Here is an 18,696-nt window from a genome sequence, read left to right on the forward strand (position 1 = left end):
ACTTGAAGCAGAGCCTGATGTTGGATCAGAAGATGATTTTACCGATACGTCTTCTACTTTACTCGACCCAGAAGATGCGCTTGACGAATACAACGATGAAAACTTCAAAAGTGTCGATGATCTTTTAAGTGAGCTTGAGCAAACAGGCGATGAGGATGAACAAGTACCTGATTGGTCAATGGATGACTTAGACGATGATCTTGATGAAGAGGAAATTGATTTAGGCGATGACCCGCTTGCTGGCGATATCCAAAGCAACGATTTATCGACAGAAGACGATGAGCTATATGAGCCTGAAATAATCACCCCAAGTGAAGAACTTGAGGAGTATCCTGAGTTAGAGCTGGATGATGAACTGCCTTTATCTGATGAGGAACAACAATCTTTAACACCACAAGAGCTACAAGGTGATAATTTAGATGGTGATGCCACAGGCATGTCACCCAGCCAAGCAGAGCAAGATCTCGCTAATGCTCTATCAGCAGGTAACGATCTCGATAGCCTAGAAGATGATTTTGATGATGAGCTGTTACTTAACAATGAGTTTTCAGAGTTAGATATAGAGCAAGCTTTAGATAATGATATTTCAGAGTCTGCAGATCTGACTGAACAAGCTGCAGATGAGCAAGTTGTTAGCTCTAATGATGATTTTGACGATGATCAACTTGATGCGTTAACAGAGTCAGCTGAATTTACCGATCAGCAAACAAATGCTGATCGTGAAGCTGATTTAACGCAAACGTCAGTACCATCAGAATCAGAAATGATTTCAGATGATGAGCTAGATGATGAGTTCATGGCTGATTTAACACAAACAGATTTTGATTCATTACTGAATGAGTTGGCTGAACCTGATGATGTTGATTTAAGCGACAGCAGTGAATTCGATGTTGATTTTAATAGCTTACTTAATGAAGATTTAGCTGATGATAAAGCACCATCGTTGCAAGAGCCCATTGAGCAACCTGAGGTTACTGAGCCATTAGATCAAGATGACTTTGTTGATATTGATGCATTACTAGAGCAAAGTGATGATGCGGATATAGATCACGAACCTTACACCGACGTCGATATGGATGTTGGTTTGGGTGACTACGATTCATTACTTGCTGGTGATAACCCTATGGATGTTGATACTCAAAGTGGTGGTTACTCGGCAAAGCTTGATCTTGCTCACGCATATATAGAGATAGATGATGCTGACTCGGCAGTTAAAATCTTAGATGAGATTATTAATAATGGCCCAGACGATGTGCAAGAAGAAGCACAAAATCTAAAAGCTAAGCTGAAAAACTAACAATAGCTAATCCTGAAAAGGATATCTAAGCTGTAAAACCCGTTATTGGCTAACACTAATAACGGGTTTTTTGTATCGCATAGTTAGGAACCTTAGTTCGCTGCTTTTATTGGAACGCCATATAGCATAAAATGCAGCGTCGATTAGCACAGTAGGTAAAGCAGTAATTATGCGAGTAGCACTTGGAGTAGAATACAACGGCGCGCGTTACAGTGGTTGGCAGCGTCAATCTCATGTAAATAGCGTACAACAAGAAGTAGAAAAAGCGTTGTCGCGCATTTGTAATCATCCGGTTGAAATTGTATGTGCAGGGCGCACCGATGCCGGCGTGCATGGCACTGGTCAAGTTGTGCATTTTGATACCCATGCTGAGCGTGAAATGGTGGCCTTTACATTAGGCATGAATACCTTATTACCAAAAGACATTGCTATTCGTTTTGCCCAGCCTGTGGTTGAAGACTTTCATGCTCGCTTTAGTGCAACTGCTCGTCGTTATCGTTATGTGATTTATAATTATGCGTTTCGTGGTGCGGTATTAAATGAAGGTGTTACCCACTTTCATCATCCTTTAGATGAAGTGAAAATGCAGCAGGCTTGCCAATATTTATTAGGTGAGCACGATTTCACATCGTTTAGAGCGCTTCACTGCCAAGCTAATACGGCAACGCGAACGATTCATCATTTATCGGTACAGCGCCAAGGTGCTTATGTCATTATTGACATTAAAGCCAATGCGTTTTTACACCATATGGTACGTAATATTACCGGGTGTTTAATGGATATCGGTTTACATAAACATGAACCAATTTGGTTAAAAGAGCTGTTAGATGTTAAAGAGCGGGCCAAAGCGAGCGCCACAGCAAAAGCGGCGGGTTTATATTTAGTAGATGTTGATTACCCAGAACACTTTAATATTCCTAGAACGCCGTTGGGGCCTTTGTTTTTAGCCGATACCGATATTTAAAAGGTAATCAGGTGATGATTTTTATACGCTATTATTCGTAGGGCTAACTACTAAGACCAGTTTTTTATACCGTGATAGCGTAATTCATGTTTTAATTGGAAAAATTTGTTTGCATGGTTAACATGTAGACTCGCGACACAGAACAGCATTAAGAGAGTTGCAAATGAGTTGGCTAGAAAAAATCTTACCAAAAACGACTAAATCTTCAGGTCGTAAAGAAATTCCAGAAGGTGTATGGGCTAAATGTACGTCATGTGATTCAATTTTATATAAAGCAGAATTAGAAAAATCACTAAATGTATGCCCTAAGTGCGACCATCATATGCGTGTTAGTGGTCGTAAGCGTCTTGAACAATTTTTAGATGACGGTGACCGTCATGAATTAGGCGCTCAACACGAACCTAAAGATGTGCTTAAATTTAGAGACTCTAAAAAGTACTCAGATCGTATTAATGCAGCTCAAAAGTCAAGCGGTGAAAAAGACGCACTGGTTGCAATGAAAGGGAACTTAAAAGGTATTCCGGTTGCTGCAGTTGCATTTGAATTCTCATTTATGGGTGGCTCAATGGCATCGGTTGTTGGTGCTCGCTTTGTTGACGCGGTTGACCAATGTTTAGAGCATAATATGCCGCTGATTTGTTTTTCTGCATCGGGCGGCGCACGTATGCAAGAGGCGCTAATGTCACTTATGCAAATGGCAAAAACCAGTGCTGCACTTGCCAAAATGACCGAAAAAGGCCTACCGTTCATTTCGGTAATGACTGACCCAACAATGGGTGGTGTATCAGCATCATTGGCAATGCTTGGTGATATTAATGTTGCAGAGCCTAAAGCTTTGATTGGTTTTGCCGGTCCGCGTGTTATTGAACAAACCGTGCGTGAAACACTGCCTGAGGGTTTCCAACGCAGTGAGTTTTTATTAGAGCACGGCGCAATCGACATGATTATTGACCGTCGAGAAATGCGCGATACGCTAGCACGTATCTTAGCAAAGTTTATGAACTTGCCTTCTACGGAACAAGAGCATAGAGTAGCGTAAATTTCAGCTTTACTGATTACATGCTATGACAAAAACAATTCCTAGCCAATCATCAAGCCTTGATGATTGGCTTTGTTATTTAGAGAGTGTTCACCCTGCTAATATAGAAATGGGCTTAGAGCGCGTTGCTCGTGTTGCTAACAACATAGAGCTTTTAACTTCCTCAAGTAAAATCATTCTTATTGCAGGCACCAATGGCAAAGGAACAACAGCACGTTGTTTAGAGTCATTATTATTAGCCCAGGGTTATTGTGTTGGCACCTATGCTTCACCTCATTTAGTTCGCTATAACGAACGTGTACGCGTTAATGGGGCTGAGCTTGACGATCAATACCATGTCGATGCGTTTAATTTACTAGAGCAAGGGCGTGGTGACACACCATTAACCTATTTTGAATATGGTACCTTAGGCGCGTTGGCTATATTTAAACGCTTAGAAGTTGACTACGTGTTGTTAGAGGTCGGTTTGGGCGGGCGTTTTGACGCGACCAATATTGTTACCCCATTTGCTAGTGTGATCACCACCATCGATTTAGATCATAAAGAATATTTAGGTGATACCCGTGAGCTGGTGGCTTATGACAAGGCGGGAATTTTTAGAGAGAGTACCCCGGCAATTATTGGGGATTTAAATATCCCGCATACAATGACCGATTATGGCAAAGAAATTAACGCTAATATGGTGCTATCGGGCAGCGACTTTATTTTTAAAGAGCATGAGCAAAGTTTTAGTTGGCAATTTAAAGCACATAATCTCGATTTACCTAAACCGGCCATCCCGTGTCAAAATGTGGCCACTGCGTTAACGACATTGTCGGTGCTAGATTTATTACCAAGTGATGAAGTGATAACTCAGTGCATAGCCAACTTAGTGGTAGAAGGGCGCTTTCAACAATTAAGTGAGTCGCCATTAGTGTACACCGATGTGGCACATAACCCTGAATCGGCACGTTATTTAGCAACTAAGTTAGCAAGCTATAAAGATAAAGGCTTTAAAATTCATGCATTAGCCGCTATGCTTGCTGATAAAGATAAAGTCGGTGTGCTTAAAGAAGTGGCTGATGTAGTCGATGAATGGTCGTTGGCTAGCTTAGGTGGCCCGCGAGGGGATAGTGCAGCTCATCTTCAACAGGCGCTTTCAAGTATACCCAATAGTCATTTTAAACAGGGTTATAGCAACGTAGAGGTAGCATTGGATGCTATTTTGCCAAGCCAGCCAAGTAATACACTATTGATTGTATTTGGCTCATTTTTTACCGTGGCTGGCGCTATTCATTACTTTAAAAAATAGAGAGGATGTCGGTGAACTCAGGTTTTATTAATCGCTTAGTCGGAACAAGTATTGTGGTGATCGCAGCAATTGTGTTTATTCCCAATATACTCGATGGTGAAAAAGTGCACTATAAAGAAGGCTTTAAAGCGATTCCAGAACGCTCTGAGTTCAAGACCATTGATTTACAAGAATCAATTGATCAGCAAGTAGCAAATGCAGAACCATTAAAAGAGGATGAAATTGAAAATATTCAGTCTGATGATGCTGCATTTGAGCAACAAAACAGCTCAGCTGAAACTGACGTTACTGCACAGCCAGCAATGGTTGAAGCGGTCATAGCCGATACAAAGCAAGACACAGTCACTACCGAGCAAAATAACGCTACGCGTAATACCAATGAAAACTTAACAAGTATGGCGTATGTCATTCAGCTTGGTAGTTTTTCTCATGCGGCAAATGTAAAAGCGTTGCAAGCAAAGCTAAAAACGAAAGGTTTTAAAAGCTTTACTAGGCCAATTAAAACGCCAAATGGTACGTTAACTAAAGTATTTGTAGGGCCGTCATTAAGTAAAAATGAGCTGCAGTCCCAACTTCCCGCGCTGAAAGAACTAACTAAACTAAACGGTAAAGTTACTCAATTTGAAGTGGCAAAATAACTGAGTTGCTAATAGGTGGGTGTGCTTATAACTTAATATTGCACATTTACCTAACTTATACTCCATAAGTTAAGACTAGATCTCCACCTACTTTTAGCCTGTATATTTCACACTATTTTTTATCTAAAAACTGCATGTTTTTACTCACCTGCAATCTCACGCTTAAACTTGCATCACTGGGAGGTTTAGGTATAGAATGCGCCCAAAATTAGCGACTAATTGGTTCTTATGATCTGGGTTGATTACGCCATTATTGGCATTATTGCACTCTCTACCATCATCGGTTTAATACGCGGCTTTGTTAAAGAAGCTATGTCATTAGCGGTATGGGCAGGGGCTTTCATCATCTCCAGCTTATTTTATCAATATTTAGCTTCCTTCCTAACATCCATTTCTGAACCCCTTTTAAGAAATGCAGCGGCCATTGCCATATTATTCTTTGCGACGCTATTGTTAGGCGGTTTACTAAACTATATTTTAGGTGAGCTTGTACAGCGAACCGGATTATCCGGCACAGACCGTGTTTTTGGTGTGGTGTTTGGTGCTCTTCGAGGCGTGTTGGTCGTGAGCGCGTTACTCTTCTTTCTTGATGCTTTTACTGGTGCGCCAAATACGCATTGGTGGGGCAACTCTATTTTGATTCCAGAATTTGGCTTTGTAGTTGAATGGTTCTTTTCGTACCTAGAAAACAACTCGAGCTTTTTAAATTCAGTAAACCGTTAATCGGCGAGGATAAATTACATGTGTGGTATCGTTGGAATAGTCGGAACATCGCCAGTTAATCAGGCGATTTATGATGGCTTAACCGTTTTGCAACACCGTGGCCAAGATGCTGCGGGTATCATAACTATTGAGAACAATACATTTAGCTTGCGCAAAGCAAATGGCCTAGTGAAAGATGTATTTCACACTCGTCATATGAAACGTTTGCAAGGCAACATTGGCATTGGCCATGTGCGCTACCCAACAGCGGGTTCTTCAAGCTCGTCAGAGGCTCAGCCGTTTTACGTGAACTCTCCTTTTGGTATAGCACTTGCCCATAATGGTAACTTAACCAATGCAGAGTCGTTAAAAGAGCAGTTATTTTCAGAGGCACGTCGCCATGTTAATACTACCTCTGATTCTGAAATTTTGCTTAACATTATGGCACATGAGCTAAGTAAGCCAGACAAACTAAAATTAGACCCTGAAGATATTTTTACAGCGGTTACTGAAGTTAACAATAAAGTGACGGGTGGTTATGCAACTATAGCCATGATTATCGGTCATGGTATTGTGGCGTTTCGCGATCCAAATGGTATCCGTCCTTTAGTATTTGGTAAACGTGAATCTGCTGCCGGTACTGAATATATGTTTGCATCAGAGAGTGTGGCGTTAAAGCCAGATGGCTTTGAGTTTATTCGTGATGTTGCCCCAGGCGAAGCTATTTACGTGACTGAAAAAGGCGAGTTTCATTCTTTTACCTGTGCAGATAAAGTGTCTTACTCACCATGTATTTTTGAATTTGTTTACTTTGCGCGCCCGGATTCAACCATTGATCGTATGTCGGTTTATGCTGCACGTGTAAATATGGGAACAAAACTAGGCGAGAAAGTAGCACGTGAGTGGGCCGATAAAGACATTGATGTCGTTATTCCTATCCCAGAAACTTCATGTGATATCGCTTTAGAAATGGCACGCGTACTTGATTTACCTTACCGCCAAGGCTTTGTTAAAAATCGCTATATTGGCCGTACGTTTATTATGCCAGGCCAAGAGCTACGTAAAAAATCGGTACGTCAAAAACTCAATGCAATTGACCGTGAGTTTAAAGGTAAAAATGTCTTACTTGTTGATGATTCAATTGTACGTGGTACTACCTCAGCACAAATAGTTGAGATGGCACGCGAGTCAGGTGCTAAAAACGTTTACTTTGCGTCAGCTGCACCGGAAATACGCTTTCCAAATGTATACGGCATAGATATGCCATCGGCGGCTGAACTAATTGCACATGGTCGTGAAGTAGAAGATATTAACCAAAGCATTAGTTCTGATGGTTTAATCTTTCAATCATTAAGTGATTTGATTGCCGCAGTTAGCCAAGAAAACCCTGAAATCACTAAGTTTGAAACGTCAGTGTTTGATGGACAATACATTACTGGCGATGTTGATCAAGACTATCTAAATCGTATTGATAAGCTACGTAACGATTCTGCTAAAAGCACTCGCGAAAACGCGATGTCGTCTGGTTTAGAAATCCATAACCAAGATGAAAACGAATCTGATTAACCGTGATAATACTGCCTGATAGCATTATCGGCGTTACAAAAAAAGGAGCTTAATCGCTCCTTTTTTGTTTTTCAATTTTTAGGTAAACATAGGGCTGATAATACCGTTGGTCCATAGCATGGCGGTAAGCGCTAAAATAATAACAAGTAGAATTAATCCACAGGTGACAACAGAGCTTGCATAAATAAAGCCGCGCTCCTGCGGAATGTGCATTAAAATAGGGACGCCGGTATACAGTAAATAAACAGAGTAAGCGAGTGCCACTAAACCAACACACACCACAAACCACAACTCAGGCCAAAAGGCAGCCAATGCCGACATAAACACCGGTGTTGCGGTATACGCTGCCAGCTCGATAGTTTGGGTAAAGGTTGGTTTAGCACCAAAAGTAACCGCCATCCAATGCGCTAAGTAGGCCAGTGCAAATACACCGCCAATTAAAGCAACATACATAGCCGCACCAATCATCAGTGCGCTTTCATGGGTTAAAAAAACTGGGTTACCTGTGCCTATACTCCAGCCTAGGTAAACCGATGAGTAGTATCCCATTGCTGAGGGAAATAAAGCGATTAGCAAAATGTGCGATAAGCTGTAGGTTAAGCTTTCGTGACGGTTATCAATTGTTTGCCACTCTTCGAGTGGATGGGCGTATAAGCCCCATAGGTGATTTAGTATCATTGCGTGCTCTCCATAAAAGGATATATTACTGTTTGGTTATAGTTGGTTTGTTTTTTATACAGTCCATTTAGTTATGGTTCAGTAACTAAGCAAAGTCAAGTTATCCACATGCTTGTAATAAGGGCGTGTGTTTATTTTATTCAGGGCATTATTTCGTGTTAAAATACGTAATCGCAATTTTTAGCAATGAGTAGTCAGCGTGCCACATAGCCAGCTTTTAGAGCCAATTAACAACTTTTTATTATGCAGTACTCCCGATGAGTGGGTTGAACAGGCAACCAAAAAAGAAAATTTACCCATCATATTAATTGATCATTTAATTTGTGAGCTAAAAGCGGCACAAAGTGCGATGTTTTTAATCCGTAAGTATGCGGTAGATAAAGACAGCAGTGATGCACTGCTTGAGTGGCTAAAACCGTTTGAAACGCTTATTTATAAACGTGAGGGGAACTGGCGTGATTTAGCGGCTAAAAATAAACTGACAAAGTCTATTATTCCTAAATCTAACTCACCTTATGGACAAGACTTAATTGATAAAATGGTCATGCTAATAAAAGAAGAGTTGCATCACTTTTATCAGGTGCTAGAAATTATGGATGAATACGGTGTTGAATATAAAAGTATAACCCCATGTCGTTACGCTAAGGGTATGCTGCGTAATGTTAAAACGTTTGAACCCAACGCCTTAGTTGATAAACTTATAGTAGGTGCGTACATAGAAGCGCGCTCATGTGAACGTTTTGCTGCGCTTGCCCCGCATGTTGATAAACGCTTAGGGGACTTTTATATTTCACTGCTTCGCTCAGAGGCTCGCCATTATCAAGATTACTTAACCCTTGCTCAAGAAATTGCTGATTTTGATATTACCGAGCGGGTAAAAGAATTTGCTGAAATAGAAGCGCATCTAATTACATCAGACGATGAAGACTTCAAATTTCATAGCGGCGTACCTATTACTGCTTGCCAACAACCCGCATAATTTACACATAAAGCTGCTACCAGTTAAACAGCTAACTGTTGTAGCAGCTAATTTTAATTAAATTCTTTTTAAATTAGACACATCCAATACCCTCACCTAATATTAGAATAACTATTTAAATTATTTAAATTATTTAACTTATTGCTTTGTAATTCATTTTAATAACAAGGTCATACCTTATTTATTATTGGGTGAGAAGATATGCAAGATAAAGAGGGATTGTTTGTATTTGCAGCTGAAGAAGAACAGGCAGATACAGAGCTGAAAGCATGGAAAATACTAACCGTTGAGGATGACCTTGATTATCAGAACGCGTTAGTTAATAGCTTAAAAGAATTAAAAGCCAAGGATGGTTATAAATACGAGCTTTTAACAGCAAATTCTGTGCCTGAGGCTGCTCTTGCGCTGAGTATGCACCCAGACATCGCACTCATATTTATAGATGTAGTAATGGAGGAGGATGACTCAGGTCTGCGTTTAGTAAATACTATTCGAGAGGTTATTGGTAACGCAGAAATGCGTATTGTGCTGTTAACAGGCCAACCAGGTTTTGCACCAGAGAGCGATATCATGAAAGTACTTGATATCGATGAATACTGGAATAAATCAGATATTTCTGCCGAGAAGCTGCAATCAATTGTTAATAGTAACATGCGCACTTGGGAATATATTTCACAAATCAAGTCAGCCAAACAAGGTTTACAGTTGGTACTAGACGCGTCTAGAAGTATTAACGGTAAGCATGACATGGCCTCTTTTTCTTATGCTGTGCTTAAAGAAATTAGTAATATTTTAAAAATAACCGAAGGCGGCGGTATTTTCTGCTCGAGTAATGTAAACCCTGGCTCTGAAAGTTTAATACTTTCTACACATGGTTGCTTTAGTGGCACTAAAGGGCAACCTGTGGAACCTAACCTGCCTGCAGAAATGCTGCAAGATTTTAAACAAGCGACCAGAGAGCGTCGTCATATATTCTCAAAAAATCACAGTGTGTTTTTTTTCGAAACGCATACTTTGCAAGGTCAGGATACTGACTACATAACGATTGTAAAATCTGATAACCCTATCAATGAGCAAAATGAATATTTACTTAAAGTATTTAGTGAAAATGTTAGCACGGGATTTGCTAATATTTCGTTGTTGAATCGCTTAACTGAACTTGCTTACACCGACGTATCACTTAACTTGCAAAACCGTAACTGGCTAACCCGTGAAATAAAGAATATGAATGCCCATGAGCGGCTAAAAACGCGATTAGTCATTTTTGATATTTATCAGTTTGATGAAAAAGCGTTTACTTTCGGGAATGACTTTTGTAATAAATTAATGAAGCTAGTTCATCAAAGTATAGTTGATTCTTTTGCTAAGTATGAACCGCGCATAGCATTAATTAGTAATAAAACATTTGGCATGCTAGTCAGCGTTGACTTTGATATCTCAGATGCAATTAGTTACTTTCAAAATAAGCAAAAGTTCGAAATTGAACAGGTGAAGCAATATATTGATGTGCGTATATTGGAGTTGAAGTTAAGCGCTGCTTTAAACTTAACACCTGAAAAAGTGATTAGCTTAGCAGAGTCTAGTCTTAACTATACGGGGGCAAACCAAGCAAAGTATATTCAGCATACTGAGGAAAAAACAGATCAGATTACTCGTCGCTATGAGTTGATGGCTGAGCTTAGAACGGCTATAGGTAATAAAAGTTTAGAGGTGGCATTACAACCCAAAATCAGCTTATCAACCTTGAAACCAGCTGGTTTCGAAGCACTCGCTAGGTGGCAAAGAGCCGATGGTAGTTTTGTTCCCCCCGACGAATTTATAGAATTAGCAGAAACAGCCGGATTAATTAATGAACTAGACAATGTAATTTTTGAGAAAATACTAGAGACTATTAATCAACTTAAAGAGCAAGGCTGCAACTTACCCGTTGCATTTAATGCATCCTCTTATGATTTAGTTGAACCAAGCTACTTTGAACAAATAAAAACTAAAATTGAAGAATACAGTATTTTGCCTTCTATGCTTGAGCTAGAGGTGACAGAGACACAAGCTATAAGCAACTATAGTTTAATTAAAGAAGCGCTTGAGCGGTTCATTGCTTTGGGTATGAAAGTCAGTATTGATGACTTTGGTACAGGGTATTCGTCTTTGGCTCACATTTATGAAATACCGTCTACGTCGATAAAAATAGATCGCTACTTTGTTAGTGACCTTGAGTTTAATGACAATAATCAATACATGATTAAGATGATATTGTCTTTGGCAAAGCAATTTGACTTTTCGGTGATTGCTGAAGGCGTTGAGAATGAATTTGAGGCCCAGTGGTTACAACAGCAGGGGTGTGAAACGGCTCAAGGTTATTACTTTGCTAAGCCATTATTTTTTAAAGATTTAATAGTGTGGCTAAAACAGTTTGAAGTGAGTGCGAATGAATAGCCTTAACAGCTTGCCGGTCGGCTCAAAAAAAAGTGTGCTGATAAAGTCTTTGTTTAGTTTATTTATTACTTTATTTGTTGGCTGGCTTATTTATGAACAAGTATATCAAGAAAAAATAAACACCATAAAAACCAAACAAGATGAAAAGTTAGTACTTATAAGTAGTGATTTTTCCAGAGAGCTCAGCAGTATTAAAAAGCTCACGCTTATACTGGCACAGGGACCCGTATTAAAAAGTGATAAACAAGGCAAACCCTTTCAACAAGAACAAATCAGAGATGAGGTAAATAACTATTTTTTAAATTTCGCCGCTATCTCTAATAATATCTCGCAAATCCGCTGGCTTGATACTCAAGGTCAGGAGCAATACCGTATTAATGTAGTGAATGGTGCAGGCAAAATTGTAGCGCCCGATGGGTTGCAAAATAAGCAAAACCGTTACTACTTTCAAAAAGGGATGCAAATTAGTGCGCCTGATATTTTTGCTACAGAAATAGATTTAAACATAGAACGCAACAAAATTATAAAACCACACCAACCAACAATCCGTGTAACCTACCGTACAAGCGAAGAAAATTACTTTTTAGATGGCCTATTGGTGATCAATTTTAACTTAGATTATCTATTTAATCAGATCAAAAGCTATAGCCAAGAAAGTACTCATATCAGCATTTTGAATCATGATGGTTTTTGGTTGTTAAATAAAGATTCTCGCTTAGAGTGGGGGTTTATGTATGGTAAGAATGAGCAAACGCTTGCCATTCAAGAACCACGGCTTTGGCAGCAAATTATTGATGGCAAAGTCGAGTATGGTTCGCATTTTTTTAATAATAGCCTTTATACATATCGACGTTTTTCTATTTTTTCGCTACGTGAAAACACAGAAAAGATCAGTAACACCGATAAAGAGTTAATTATTCTTATCAGTAGCCCCGATGAACTTCTATTAAGCGCGCAAAAAGTCGCATTAAAGCTAGCTCTTTTATGCAGCAGCGTACTCTGCTTAGTAAGTTTTGGCTTTATTTATCGTGAGTATAGGTTTCAAAACCAGTTATTAACTCTGTCGCATAAGTTGCATATAGAAAAAGTAGAGCTGGGCATTGTCAATCGAGAGCTTGACGAAACGATTAAACAACAACAAAAATTACAAGAGGGATTAATTGAAGCGCAAAAATTATCTTCACTCGGGTTGTTAGTTGCTGGTGTTGCCCATGAGATGAATACCCCGATTGGAGGAGCCGTTATTTCGGTTTCTAATGCCGATATGGCATTGAATAAATTAAATGAAGCCATGAAGCAAGGGCTAACTAAATCAACCCTAGAAGACACAACTACACGCATTGGAGAGAACTTAGCACTGGCAAAAGTTAACTTAAATAAAACAGCGCTGTTGGTGAAAAGCTTTAAAAAAATGGCGATTGACCGCCATAATGATGAGTTTATTGCATGTGATATTGAAAAAATCATTCAAGAGTTATTATTGACATTAAACTCTAGGTTAAAAAGCTCGCCGATAAAAGTGAAAACTATTTTTTCACTTAATAAACAAGTGGTTAGTTTGCCGGGTATCATTTCTCAGGTTGTTGAAAACTTAGTGATCAATGCGCTAAATCACGCTTTTGATGAAAAGCAGGAGGGCGTAATTGAAATAAAAGTTGAACAAGCGACTAATAATAGGGTGAGGCTGAGCGTGTCAGATAATGGTAAAGGTATTAACGCTGAGATAAAGGCAGATATATTTGAACCCTTTTATACTACAGCTAGAGGTAAAGGTAACACGGGTTTAGGTTTATATATGGTTTATCAATGGGTAACTCAAGTTTTAAAAGGAGAGATTTCGTTGCAATCTGATCTAGGCGGTAATGAAGACTACAAAACACAATTTGTTATTTTACTGCCAGAGCTTGCCACCAAAACTCATTACAATTAATTGTTAGGAACATTATAAAGGCGTTGAAATTAATTGTTGTGACTCGGGGGTAACCACTAAATATGAACCTTGAGTATACCAATCGCCTAACACAGTGCGAGTTAGGGTTTGGTTATTAACTTCATAGGTATGTACATTAGGGCGGTGAGTATGGCCGTGGATCATATTAGCCACGTTATGCTTAGCAAAGGTCTCTAATACAGCGCTTTGCACTACATCAAGTATTTCTATAGGTTTGTCTGCTTGACTAAGTTTACTTTTTTCACGTGCATCACGGGCTATTTTCTTTCGATACCATAATGGCATAGCAAGCATTAATTTGGGCCACCACCAACCACGACTTTTTTGACGAAACTTTTGATACTCAATATCCTGAGTACACATTTCATCACCATGTAAAATTACAGTGGGAGTGCCGTAAAGGTCGATCACTGTTTGTTCATCGAGTAGAGTCATTCCTGCCATATCTGCATATTTTGTGCGCATGATAAAATCGCGATTACCGTGTACAAAATAAATGGGGATACCCGAGTTACTAACTGCTTTTAATTGTTTGGCAACTGCTGCTGATAGTTCGCTAACATAATCGTCACCAACCCACACTTCAAAAAAATCACCTAAAATATATAGGGCGTCTACTTTTTGAGGAACAATATGGGAGTGTAAAAACTTAAAAAATGCCGCTGTAATATCAGGGCGATTTTCACTCAAATGTAAATCGGCAATAAAGTAGGTTTGGCGAGTCATGGTGATTCCAGTTAAATAAAAGCGGGTGAATACCCGCTTTATGTATTCTGTGAAGAATAAGGGGGTTTTAGCTTACAGTTACACTTTCAATTACCACATCTTCAAGTGGTACATCTTGGTGAAAACCATTGCTACCTGTAGCAACACCTTTGATTTTATTTACTACGTCCATGCCTTCTACTACTTCAGCAAACACACAGTAACCCCAACCTTGCGACGTTTCGCTGCTGTGGTTTAAAAAGTCGTTGTTATTCACGTTAATGAAAAATTGCGCTGTAGCTGAGTGTGGATCAGGCGTACGCGCCATTGCTAAAGTACCTACTTTGTTAGATAGGCCGTTGTTAGCTTCATTTTCAATTGGGTCGTTTACTTCTTTTTGTTCCATGCCCGATGCAAAACCACCGCCTTGAACCATAAAACCATCAATTACACGGTGAAAAATAGTGCCGTTATAAAAACCTGAGTTTGCATACTCTAAAAAGTTTTTTACTGTATTTGGAGCTTCGCTTTCGTGCATTTTAATGGTGATATCACCAAAGTTTGTGTGTAGAACAACCATGAGGTTTCCTATAGCTGGTTTAAATATTGGTGCTATTTTATCGTAGTTGACTCAGATTAACAAAGTAGATGTTATGTTTGTTATAAACCGCTAGAGCCCATGCTTAGCAAGTGGTAACATAGCTTTTCTGTTAATCGTGAAGGAAAGCAACTAAATGGTACAAATATACAACACACTGACACGCCAAAAAGAACAATTTAAACCTATGGTCGATGGAAAAATCGACATGTATGTGTGTGGTATCACCATTTATGATTACTGTCACATTGGCCATGCACGCACATTTGTGGGTTTTGATGTGATTGTTCGCTATCTTCGTCATTTAGGTTACGACTTAAAGTACGTACGTAATATTACCGATGTTGATGATAAAATTATCAAGCGCGCAAATGAAAACGGTGAGGCGATTAACGACTTAACCGTGCGTATGACTAAAGCCATGCATGAAGACTTTGACAGTTTAAATATGCTACGTCCTGATGTAGAGCCAACGGTTACAGGTCACATGGATGAAATTATTGCTATGGTTGAGCGTTTGATTGCCAAAGGCCATGCTTATGTTGCAGCCGATGGCGACGTTTTATTTGATGTATCAACCTTTGAGCAATACGGGGCACTTTCACAGCAAGATTTAACCATGCTGCAATCGGGCTCACGTGTGGAAGTAGCACAAGATAAAGACGATCCTCTTGATTTTGTTTTATGGAAAAAAGCTAAAGCAGGGGAGCCATCGTGGTCATCACCTTGGGGAGAGGGGCGCCCTGGTTGGCACATAGAATGTTCAGCAATGAGTTCAAAGCACCTAGGTGAGCACTTTGATATTCATGGTGGTGGTTCAGACCTACAGTTTCCGCACCACGAAAACGAAATTGCGCAATCATGCTGTGCTAACAACGGCCAATACGTTAATACTTGGATCCACACCGGTATGGTTCAAGTGAACAAAGAAAAGATGTCTAAATCATTAGATAACTTTTTTACCGTTCGTGAAGTATTAAAGCAATACGATGCTGAGTCGGTTCGCTACTTTTTAATTTCTGGCCATTACCGCAGTCAACTTAATTACTCGCAAGAAAACTTAGACCAAGCACGTTCATCACTTGAGCGTATTTACACGGCATTACGTGGTGTTGAGCCAGTTGAATGTGAGCTTGAGGGTAATGAGTATGTAGCTAAGTTTAGAAAAGCTATGAATGATGACTTTAATTCGCCAGAAGCATTACCGGTTGTATTTGAAGTTGCTAAAGAGCTAAACCGAGTAAAAGAAAGTGATAGCGAAAAAGCAGGACATTTAGCCTTTGTTCTACGCAGCTTAGGTGAAATACTTGGTATTGCTCAGCAAGCACCAGAGGCATTTTTACAAGGCGGTCAAAACGACGATGAAGTGGCTGAAATTGAGGCACTGATAGTCAAACGTAATGACGCACGTGCCAGTAAAAATTGGGCTGCAGCAGATGAAGCTCGCGATGCTTTAAATGCACTGGGTGTAATACTTGAAGATTCAGCGGGAAAAACAACGTGGCGTAAAGCATAGGGTTTGTCGACCTTGGCAGATTTAGCCATAACGCGCTGATCACAAAAAAAGGGTTACCATAGGGTAACCCTTTTTTGGTTATATCAATTGGATTAAATTGATTATGTTTTTAATAAAATTGACGCTGTTGACCTCAATCATAGTTGAGGTTTTAAACTCGCATTCATCAATTTAAAAATGGAAAATTAATGAATATTTTACTTGCCATGATCCCTGCTTTTTTATGGGGCACGACTTATGCAGTGACTAAGTACGCAACCCCAGAGTGGCCACCAATCTTATTAGGTGCCATACGCGCACTTCCTGCCGGTTTATTGTTGTTGCTGTTTAAACCTTCTTGGCCAACGGCTAAACAATGGCCAGGCATTTTTCTGATCGGCACAATTAATATTGCGTTATTTTTTAGCTTTATTTTTGTAATGGCAATTAACCTACCAGCAGCTATCGCAGGCGTGGGAATGGTATCCGTCCCTGTGGTTGCATTATTATATGCATGGCTTGTAAAGCGACAACAGCCAGCGCTGGTGCAAGGTTTTTGTGCGCTTGCTTTGGTGGTTTTAGCATGGCGCTTATTTGATCCACAACATGTAGCACTTAATGTTTTGGGGGTTTTGGCGCTGATAGGGGCGCTATTAACTATTGTTATAGGCAGTACGCTGGTAAAAAAAGTAACGGCTAAAGTACACTGGTGGACGGTACTCACGTGGCAGCTAATCATTGGTGGCAGTTTGCTAGCAATTGCGGCTATGGTTCAAGCTTTTTATTTTGCCCCTCAGCAGTATCAATTTTTAACTGCATCAATAAATACCACGCAATGGCTGGCGTTATTTTGGCTGGTGGTCCCTAATACTGCTTTGGCTTACATCCTATATGTTTGGTTATTAGGGCGAATGTCAGTAGTTGAATTTACTTTTGGCACTATAGCCAACCCAATTGCCGGTATTTTATGTGCAGGAATATTAATTAACGAGCAGTATGCAAGTTGGCAATATGCAATTATGTTATTGATGATTGTGTTTTCGGTTTTGCCACAAGGCTTGGACTTAATAAAACGAAGAATGATGATACAAAAAGCCCGCAATTAAGCGGGCTCTTCATTGCTTTATTTTTGTTTATTAGCTGTGATATTTCTCACACGCTTCTAATGTATTTTCAATTAAGCTGGCAACTGTCATCGGGCCTACACCGCCTGGTACAGGAGTAATAAAGTCAGCTTTTTGTTCTGCAACGGCGTACTCAACGTCACCCACTAATTTACCGTTGTCTAAACGGTTAATACCCACATCAATAACAATTGCGCCTTCTTTTATCCAATCACCAGGAATAAACTCTGGTTTGCCTACAGCAACAACCAGTAAGTCAGCACGGCGAACATGGGTTTCTAAATCTTGCGTGAACTTATGGCAAACAGTAGTCGTACAGCCAGCTAACAATAATTCAAGTGACATAGGGCGGCCCACAATATTAGAGGCGCCCACAACCACTGCGTGCATGCCTTTGTAACGCACACCCGTTGAATCTAATAAGGTGATAATACCCTTTGGCGTACATGGGCGAAGGGCCGGCATTCGCTGCGCCAAACGACCAATGTTATAAGGATGAAAGCCATCAACATCTTTATGCGGGGTAATACGCTCAAGAATTTTTTCTGCATCTAGGCCTGCAGGTAAAGGAAGTTGTACTAAAATACCGTCAACTTCGCCATCAACATTCAATTCATCAATTAATGCTAATAGCGCTTGCTCTGTTGTGTCTGCGGGTAAATCAAATGATTTAGAAATAAAACCCACTTCTTCACAGGCTTTACGCTTTGAACCAACGTAAACTTGGCTTGCTGGGTCTTGTCCAACAAGCACCACAGCTAATCCTGGGGCTCTAAGGTTTTGTGCAACACGTTCTGAAACTCGTTCAGCCACTGCGCTACGTACTTGTTTTGCTACTGCTTTACCATCAATGATGTTTGCCGTCATGGGTGACCTTTAATTAGGTTAATTAACTTGATACCGATACATTTAAAAAACGAATGCATATATAGGGGTTAAAATGCCGATAAAGAAAAAGACCTTCACCTTACTCATTTTTTAATATGGCGACTATTTTCGCAGAAAAGCGGTTGAGCGCCAAGTTGCTTTTAAATTATAACCCCCCGAATTATAAAAAAGAGTTTAAATTTTATCCCTGTATCGTAATATTTGACCATTATGAACTAAAAATGAGCAATTGATTTGTTTTCTTAAAAAAACGTTTGACCTAACCCGGTCAAATCACTATTATGCACCCCGTTGTCAACGAGGTCACTCGCAGACAATAGTAAGTATCGGCGATTAGCGCAGTTT

16 protein-coding genes are annotated in these 18,696 nt (G+C 39.8%); 12 read left to right on the top strand and 4 right to left on the bottom strand.

Annotated features, from left to right (window positions below; translation table 11 throughout):
- The 7 genes from CWB75_RS18130 to purF all read left to right on the top strand — a co-directional run.
- Positions 1 to 1,297 (top strand): FimV/HubP family polar landmark protein (locus tag CWB75_RS18130; protein ID WP_283234844.1); only part of this gene is annotated, 1,297 nt, incomplete at its 5' end.
- A gap of 169 nt (positions 1,298 to 1,466) precedes the next feature.
- Entirely contained in the window at positions 1,467 to 2,261 is a 795-nt protein-coding gene (gene truA, locus CWB75_RS18135; RefSeq protein ID WP_008111070.1) for a tRNA pseudouridine(38-40) synthase TruA, read from the top strand.
- A 163-nt stretch (positions 2,262 to 2,424) separates the two neighbouring features.
- Entirely contained in the window at positions 2,425 to 3,300 is an 876-nt protein-coding gene (gene accD / locus CWB75_RS18140) for an acetyl-CoA carboxylase, carboxyltransferase subunit beta (protein ID WP_008111068.1), read from the top strand.
- Positions 3,301 to 3,325: 25 nt separating this feature from the next.
- A complete protein-coding gene (gene folC / locus CWB75_RS18145; protein ID WP_138571378.1) occupies positions 3,326 to 4,591 on the top strand; it encodes a bifunctional tetrahydrofolate synthase/dihydrofolate synthase in 1,266 nt (421 codons plus the stop codon).
- A gap of 11 nt (positions 4,592 to 4,602) precedes the next feature.
- Positions 4,603 to 5,229, top strand: a complete 627-nt coding sequence (locus CWB75_RS18150; RefSeq protein WP_138571379.1) for an SPOR domain-containing protein — start codon at positions 4,603 to 4,605, stop codon at positions 5,227 to 5,229.
- Between the two features lie 228 nt (positions 5,230 to 5,457).
- Positions 5,458 to 5,952, top strand: coding sequence for a CvpA family protein (locus CWB75_RS18155; RefSeq protein ID WP_008111063.1), 495 nt, complete (start codon positions 5,458 to 5,460; stop codon positions 5,950 to 5,952).
- Positions 5,953 to 5,970: 18 nt separating this feature from the next.
- Positions 5,971 to 7,497, top strand: coding sequence for an amidophosphoribosyltransferase (gene purF / locus CWB75_RS18160; RefSeq protein ID WP_008468349.1), 1,527 nt, complete (start codon positions 5,971 to 5,973; stop codon positions 7,495 to 7,497).
- Positions 7,498 to 7,575: 78 nt separating this feature from the next.
- On the opposite strand, the gene CWB75_RS18165 is transcribed toward purF, so the two are convergent.
- A complete protein-coding gene (locus tag CWB75_RS18165) occupies positions 7,576 to 8,175 on the bottom strand; it encodes a Yip1 family protein (RefSeq protein WP_008111059.1) in 600 nt (199 codons plus the stop codon).
- A gap of 199 nt (positions 8,176 to 8,374) precedes the next feature.
- Between CWB75_RS18165 and miaE the strand changes: the two genes are divergently transcribed.
- The 3 genes from miaE to CWB75_RS18180 all read left to right on the top strand — a co-directional run bounded on the left by miaE (position 8,375) and on the right by CWB75_RS18180 (position 13,520).
- On the top strand, positions 8,375 to 9,154 hold the full coding sequence (gene miaE, locus CWB75_RS18170) for a tRNA isopentenyl-2-thiomethyl-A-37 hydroxylase MiaE (protein ID WP_054202395.1): 780 nt from the start codon (positions 8,375 to 8,377) through the stop codon (positions 9,152 to 9,154).
- Positions 9,155 to 9,355: 201 nt separating this feature from the next.
- Positions 9,356 to 11,590, top strand: a complete 2,235-nt coding sequence (locus CWB75_RS18175) for an EAL domain-containing response regulator (RefSeq protein WP_138571380.1) — start codon at positions 9,356 to 9,358, stop codon at positions 11,588 to 11,590.
- On the top strand, positions 11,583 to 13,520 hold the full coding sequence (locus tag CWB75_RS18180) for a sensor histidine kinase (RefSeq protein WP_138571381.1): 1,938 nt from the start codon (positions 11,583 to 11,585) through the stop codon (positions 13,518 to 13,520). The genes CWB75_RS18175 and CWB75_RS18180 overlap by 8 nt, the downstream gene beginning before the upstream one ends.
- 12 nt (positions 13,521 to 13,532) lie before the next feature.
- Here CWB75_RS18180 and CWB75_RS18185 read toward each other — a convergent pair whose 3' ends face one another.
- Positions 13,533 to 14,267, bottom strand: coding sequence for a UDP-2,3-diacylglucosamine diphosphatase (locus CWB75_RS18185; protein ID WP_138571382.1), 735 nt, complete (start codon positions 14,265 to 14,267; stop codon positions 13,533 to 13,535).
- 67 nt (positions 14,268 to 14,334) lie between these two features.
- Positions 14,335 to 14,826 (bottom strand): peptidylprolyl isomerase, encoded by a 492-nt coding sequence (locus CWB75_RS18190; protein WP_008111051.1) that lies wholly within the window; start codon positions 14,824 to 14,826, stop codon positions 14,335 to 14,337.
- A gap of 154 nt (positions 14,827 to 14,980) precedes the next feature.
- Here CWB75_RS18190 and cysS point away from each other — a divergent pair, with 154 nt between their 5' ends.
- Positions 14,981 to 16,360, top strand: coding sequence for a cysteine--tRNA ligase (cysS, locus tag CWB75_RS18195; protein ID WP_008111049.1), 1,380 nt, complete (start codon positions 14,981 to 14,983; stop codon positions 16,358 to 16,360).
- Between the two features lie 188 nt (positions 16,361 to 16,548).
- Complete coding sequence (locus tag CWB75_RS18200) at positions 16,549 to 17,445, top strand: DMT family transporter (protein ID WP_010388061.1); 897 nt, start codon at positions 16,549 to 16,551, stop codon at positions 17,443 to 17,445.
- Between the two features lie 30 nt (positions 17,446 to 17,475).
- On the opposite strand, the gene folD is transcribed toward CWB75_RS18200, so the two are convergent.
- Positions 17,476 to 18,330 carry a bifunctional methylenetetrahydrofolate dehydrogenase/methenyltetrahydrofolate cyclohydrolase FolD gene (folD, locus tag CWB75_RS18205; RefSeq protein WP_008111045.1) on the bottom strand — a complete coding sequence of 285 codons (855 nt, stop codon included), beginning with the start codon at positions 18,328 to 18,330 and terminating at the stop codon, positions 17,476 to 17,478.
- Between the last annotated feature and the right edge of the window lie 366 nt (positions 18,331 to 18,696).

The sequence above is a fragment of the Pseudoalteromonas sp. S1608 genome, assembly GCF_005887265.1.
GTDB classification, from domain to species: Bacteria; Pseudomonadota; Gammaproteobacteria; order Enterobacterales; family Alteromonadaceae; genus Pseudoalteromonas; species Pseudoalteromonas undina.

What these genes read in the sequence shown, in the direction of transcription:
- truA (WP_008111070.1), top strand. Translation starts at nt 1,467, where the DNA reads ATGCGAGTAGCACTTGGAGTAGAATACAACGGCGCGCGTTACAGTGGT.
- accD (WP_008111068.1), top strand. Translation starts at nt 2,425, where the DNA reads ATGAGTTGGCTAGAAAAAATCTTACCAAAAACGACTAAATCTTCAGGT.
- folC (WP_138571378.1), top strand. Translation starts at nt 3,326, where the DNA reads ATGACAAAAACAATTCCTAGCCAATCATCAAGCCTTGATGATTGGCTT.
- CWB75_RS18155 (WP_008111063.1), top strand. Translation starts at nt 5,458, where the DNA reads ATGATCTGGGTTGATTACGCCATTATTGGCATTATTGCACTCTCTACC.
- purF (WP_008468349.1), top strand. Translation starts at nt 5,971, where the DNA reads ATGTGTGGTATCGTTGGAATAGTCGGAACATCGCCAGTTAATCAGGCG.
- CWB75_RS18165 (WP_008111059.1), bottom strand. Translation starts at nt 8,175, where the DNA reads ATGATACTAAATCACCTATGGGGCTTATACGCCCATCCACTCGAAGAG.
- CWB75_RS18175 (WP_138571380.1), top strand. Translation starts at nt 9,356, where the DNA reads ATGCAAGATAAAGAGGGATTGTTTGTATTTGCAGCTGAAGAAGAACAG.
- CWB75_RS18180 (WP_138571381.1), top strand. Translation starts at nt 11,583, where the DNA reads ATGAATAGCCTTAACAGCTTGCCGGTCGGCTCAAAAAAAAGTGTGCTG.
- CWB75_RS18185 (WP_138571382.1), bottom strand. Translation starts at nt 14,267, where the DNA reads ATGACTCGCCAAACCTACTTTATTGCCGATTTACATTTGAGTGAAAAT.
- CWB75_RS18190 (WP_008111051.1), bottom strand. Translation starts at nt 14,826, where the DNA reads ATGGTTGTTCTACACACAAACTTTGGTGATATCACCATTAAAATGCAC.
- cysS (WP_008111049.1), top strand. Translation starts at nt 14,981, where the DNA reads ATGGTACAAATATACAACACACTGACACGCCAAAAAGAACAATTTAAA.
- CWB75_RS18200 (WP_010388061.1), top strand. Translation starts at nt 16,549, where the DNA reads ATGAATATTTTACTTGCCATGATCCCTGCTTTTTTATGGGGCACGACT.
- folD (WP_008111045.1), bottom strand. Translation starts at nt 18,330, where the DNA reads ATGACGGCAAACATCATTGATGGTAAAGCAGTAGCAAAACAAGTACGT.